This is a genomic window from Streptomyces sp. CB02959, assembly GCF_002803155.1.
Lineage (GTDB): Bacteria > Actinomycetota > Actinomycetes > Streptomycetales > Streptomycetaceae > Streptomyces.
Genome location: NZ_NNBP01000075.1, coordinates 1 through 4559 on the forward strand (window position 1 = coordinate 1; position 4559 = coordinate 4559).

Below are 4559 nucleotides of genomic sequence, written 5' to 3' on the forward strand. Positions count from 1 at the left end.
GTGTGGTGGGTGTTAGGTGGGGGTGACGTTGGTGTTTTGGCCGGCGGTGATGTGCCATTGGTGGTTTTGTTTGATGAGGATCCAGGTGCCGACGTTGGTGCGTTGGTGGTGGGGGGTGGTGATGGGTTGGCGGAAGAAGACGATGGCGATGTTGGGGTGGGGGAAGGTGATGTGTTCGATTTCGTACCAGGTTTGGATGTTGTGTGTGTGGTGGGTTAAGCGTTCGCGGTGGTAGGTGTGGAGGGCTTGCCATCCGGTGAGTCGCATGCCGTTGACGGCGGTGAAGATGACGTCGTTGGTGAAGTGTTGGTCGAATTTGGTTGCGTCTTGTTCGGCGAAGGCTGTTTGTAGTTCGTTGAAGAGGTTGGTGATGTGGTGTGTGTCGTCGGTGTGGGCGGCGGGGGTGTTGGGGGGGATGGTCATGGGGGGCTCCTTGGTGGGGGGTGGTGGTTCGGTGGTTCGTGATCACGCTAAGTCGGTGGGTCGGGGCTTGCGCAAGTTGTTAGTGCGGTTGCCGTCAACTGTCAGCCACCCTTGATCTGTTGCCTCGTTCGTTGCTTTACGGGAGTTCCGGCCGCCGCTCCGGCTACCGCTCTGGCCGCCGTCTGAGGCCCGTTCCGGTGTCGCCCGGCGGGATTGCGCCCGCCGGCTGACGTCCGTTCCGGCCGTCACTGCGAGAGCTGCTCGGGCCACTGTCCCGGGCTCTGTTCCGGCCGTTGCTGCGGCTCTCTCTCCGACTTCGCCGCGTCTCCTGCTCCGGTCGTTGTTTCGGTGGTCGTCCGGGTTTCTGCTGCGGCTCCGACTTCTGCTTGGGCTGCTGTTTCGGCCACCGTCCTGTTCCTTGTTCCGGCCGTTGTTTCGGCGGTCGCTCCCGCACCTGCCCGTGCCGCGGTCCTGACCGTTGCTCCGGCTGCTGCTTCGACTCTCGTTTCGGTCATCGCCCGGCGCTTATTGGGGACTCACCACTGCTCTGACCGCAGCTCTGCTGCGGCCCTTACCGGCCGCTTGCTTCCGCTCCGAGTGCTGCTCCGGCTCCTGGCGTCTGTCGCCGTCCCCGTTGCGGCTCCGACGGCCGCTGCGGCCGTGGCTTCGGCCTTCGCTCGGCCCCTACTGCCGCCCCTGTCGCGGCCGTGATCGCCGCTCTGTGCAGTGTTCTGTGGGCTGCTCTGATTGCTGTCTTATCGCTGCTTGGAGCCGTGCTGCTACCTTCGCCCCTGCCCTTGCTGTTGGCTCTGTTGCCGTTCCGACCGCTGCTCCGGTCATGGTCCTTGCGCCGTTGCGGCCTCCGTTCCTGTGGTCGCCCGCGCCCTTGTCGCTTGCCTGTCTCGTCTGCGGTCGCCCGCGCGCTTGCCGTCGCCTGTGGTGCCGTGTTGCTGTCGCTGCCTTGCTGTCCCGGTGGTCGCCCGCGCTTCCGTGCTTCTGCCGCCGCTCCGCCCCGTTCCCGCTTCGGCCCGTTTCGGTGTGGTTGTCGGGTCTGTGTGTTCTTGGTGTGGCGGGGTCTGGGGGGTTGCGGGTGGTGGGTTTGCGTCGGGGTGTGTTTGTTGTCGGGGTTGTGGTTTCGCTGTGTGCTGACGTGTTCGCTGTCTCTTGCGGGTTGTTTGGGGTGGTTTGTGTGGTGGTGGTGATGGCGCAAGGTGATCGGTGCGTGTTGCGTGTTATGGGCGTACGGTGGCTGGAATCCTTACCTGGTATCAGAGGTATGTGTCGGCTGCTGGCTGCTGGCTGCTGGCTGCTGGCTGCTGGCTGCTGGGTGTCGGGTGTCCGGTGCCCGGTGTTGGGCGCCTGGTGTTTGGTGCTCGATGTCGGTTGTCTGAGGCCGGTGTTGGGTGCCCGGTGCTCGGTGTCGGTTGTCTGAGGCCGGTGTTGGGTGCCCGGTGCTCGGTGTCGGGTGTCTGAGGCCGGGTGTGGGGTGCCGGGTGCTCGGTGTCGGTTGTCTGAGGCCGGTGTTGGGTGCCGGGTGCTCGGTGTCGGGTGTCTGAGGCCGGGTGTGGGGTGTCGGGTGTTTGGTGTTGGGTGTTTGTTGTCGGTTGGTTGGTTGTGGAGGGGTTGGGATGAGGGTTTTGGTGTCGGGTGCGTCGGGGAGTGTGGGGCGTGCTGTGTGTGGGGGGTTGTTGGCGGGGGGTGTGCAGGTGCGGGCTTTGACTCGTGATCGGGGTCGTGTGGGGTTGCCGTCTGGGGTTGAGGTGGTGGTGGGGGATTTGGCGGAGCCGGCGAGTGTTGCTGCTGCGTTGGAGGGGGTGGAGCGGATGTATCTGTTTCCGGTGCCTGCGGCGGCGGGTGAGGTGGTGGCGGCTGCTGGGCGTGCGGGGGTGCGGCGCATTGTGACGTTGTCGTCGGGTGCGGTGACGGCGGGTTATGACACTGTTCATCATTTGGTGGTGGAGCAGGCGGTCGAGGCTGGTGGGGTGGAGTGGACGCATGTGCGGCCGGGGGAGTTCGCGATGAACAAGGTCGCGTTGTGGGGGCCTGACATTCGTGGTGCGCGTGTGGTGCGTCATCCTGCTCCTGAGGCGGTCTGGTGTCCGGTGCATGAGCGGGACATCGCCGATGTGGCGGTGGCGGCGTTGTTGGAAGACGGTCACCATGGTGTGGCTTATACGTTGAATGGTCCGCCGGTCAGTGTGCGTGAGCAGGCGCGTGCGGTGGGCGAGGCGTTGGGTGAGGAGGTTCGTTTCGAGAAGGTCACTCCTGAGCAGGCCCGTCGACGCTACCGGGAGCAGGGCGGGTTTGCTGCGGCTGCTGCGGACTTCCTGCTCGGCTTCGTCGACCATGCCGGTAATCCCACTGACCCTGAGGCGATGGCCCACTTCGACGTCACCGCTTTCGGCCCGCAACCCACCATCTACGACATCACCGGCGCCCCACCGCGCACTTTTACGCAATGGGCCCGCGACCACGTCGCTGACTTCCGTTGACCTGAGCACGGTCGGTGCCCGAACGCCGACCCACGCCAGCGCCCCACACGCACATGCCGGCCTCGTGCCCACGGCAGCCCCCGCGCACCAGCCCCTCCACACGCGCGCCAGCCCCCGGCATCCACACGCCAGCTCCCTGGGCGCACAGGTCGGTTCCCCGCAGCACTGGGACCGGCGCCGGTGCCGGCAGTCCCATGTTGGCGGGGGATTGCCGATTGTGGTTCTGGCTGGCTGCGGTTTCGTGAAGTGTGCTGGTGCTGTGGCAGGTTGCCGGTGAGCTTGGTGTGGTTCTGGCCTGCACTGCGATGCGGTGCGTGCTGGCCGGTCCTTCAGGCGTCAGCCTTCCAGGACCAGGACCAGGACCAGGACCAGGAGAGCCAGGCGGCAGTCCTCCAGGGGTCAGGGGCTGGGGCCTGCTGTACCGATTTCATGGCGGTAGGGCTTTGGTGCTGGGTGTGGGCTGGAGAGAATTGGTGGGATTCGGCTGTACTGAGGTGGGGCCGTAGCCGTAGCCGTAGCCGTAGCCGTAGCCGGGGCCGGGGCCGGGGCCGGGGTTGGGGTCGGTGGGGCTGGTGGGGGGGGTGGGGGTGGGTGTCGATTTCCGGTGGGTGGCTTGGTTTGTGCAGGATGGTGTCATGACTGAGATCCGCACCCCGCGTCTTTTGCTGCGTCGCTGGGATGACGATGACCTGGTGCCCATGGCCGATATCAATGCAGATCCTCGGGTCATGCGCTGGGTCGATGACGGTTCGGTGTGCGACCTGGAGCACACGGCGGGGGCCATCGAGGGGTGGGAGGAGGAGTGGGACGAGGAGGGTTTCGGGCTTTTCGCGGTGGAGTTGCTGGCGTCGGGGGAGCTGGCGGGTTTCACGGGCCTGTACGTGCCGGAGTTTTTGCCGGAGGTGGGGCCGGCGGTGGCGATCAGTTGGCGGCTCGGCTCGCAGTTTTGGGGTCAGGGATACGCCTCCGAAGCTGCCCAGGCCACGTTGGAGTTCGCGCTGCAGGATCGGGGCCTTGACCGTGTCATCAGCATCAGTCGGGCGGGTGATGCGGCTTCTGAGAACGTCATCCGTAAGCTCGGTATGGTGTTGGAGCGTGAGACGACCCACCCGCAGTACGGCTGTGCGTTGCGCGTTCACGCCATCGACCTCACCGAGTACCAGGCGTGAACCAGGTGAGCCTGTCGCTCGTCACGAGACGGTCGACGGCTGTCCCACCGCCTTCGGCCGCCCTGGCGCCACGCCGGTAGGCGCAGGCCCGGCCGAAGGGCACTGCTCCTCGCCGCGTCCTGCGTGTTCACCGGACCGCGGTCAGGGCCGGTTCCAAGGCTCTGACCGTGGTTGGGTCAAGAACCTCTAGCGGAAAGCCTCTCGCGGCCTTGTGTGTCGTGGTGGCTTGGTCCGGTCGCGTAGGCCAGCGGAGGTGCGATTGCTTGTGCGTCGGCTCCTTGGCCGACCCACAGGGCGATGAACAGCGCGGCGGTCGCCTCCAGGAGTCCCGCACGGTCGAGACCGCCGCCGGCCACGGGTTCGCAACCCACGTCCTGCACCAGTACCGGCATCCCACACCAGCCCCCCGCGCCCGCGCCCCGCACGAGTACGCCCCCCCGGACCAGCTCCCCGCCCCCCCCGGACCAGTTCCCCG

General features: G+C 66.4%; 3 protein-coding genes and 1 pseudogene. 2 read left to right on the top strand and 2 right to left on the bottom strand.

The annotated features are described in order from the left end of the window. Positions 1-12: 12 nt before the first annotated feature. Entirely contained in the window at positions 13-423 is a 411-nt protein-coding gene (locus CG747_RS46720; RefSeq protein ID WP_100607940.1) for an SgcJ/EcaC family oxidoreductase, read from the bottom strand. A 1628-nt stretch (positions 424-2051) separates the two neighbouring features. Here CG747_RS46720 and CG747_RS46735 point away from each other — a divergent pair. Both CG747_RS46735 and CG747_RS46740 read left to right on the top strand, forming a co-directional pair. Next, the gene (locus tag CG747_RS46735) at positions 2052-2915 is read left to right on the top strand and encodes an SDR family oxidoreductase (protein WP_100607942.1); all 864 of its coding nucleotides are present in this window, start codon (positions 2052-2054) and stop codon (positions 2913-2915) included. 635 nt (positions 2916-3550) lie between these two features. Next, positions 3551-4084, top strand: coding sequence for a GNAT family N-acetyltransferase (locus CG747_RS46740; RefSeq protein WP_100607943.1), 534 nt, complete (start codon positions 3551-3553; stop codon positions 4082-4084). Between the two features lie 176 nt (positions 4085-4260). Here the strand turns inward: CG747_RS46740 and CG747_RS50625 are convergent. Next, positions 4261-4467: pseudogene (locus CG747_RS50625) on the bottom strand (NADP oxidoreductase); the annotation flags it as partial. Positions 4468-4559 lie beyond the last annotated feature (92 nt).

What these genes read in the sequence shown, in the direction of transcription:
- CG747_RS46740 (WP_100607943.1), top strand. Translation starts at nt 3,551, where the DNA reads ATGACTGAGATCCGCACCCCGCGTCTTTTGCTGCGTCGCTGGGATGAC.
- CG747_RS46720 (WP_100607940.1), bottom strand. Translation starts at nt 423, where the DNA reads ATGACCATCCCCCCCAACACCCCCGCCGCCCACACCGACGACACACAC.
- CG747_RS46735 (WP_100607942.1), top strand. Translation starts at nt 2,052, where the DNA reads ATGAGGGTTTTGGTGTCGGGTGCGTCGGGGAGTGTGGGGCGTGCTGTG.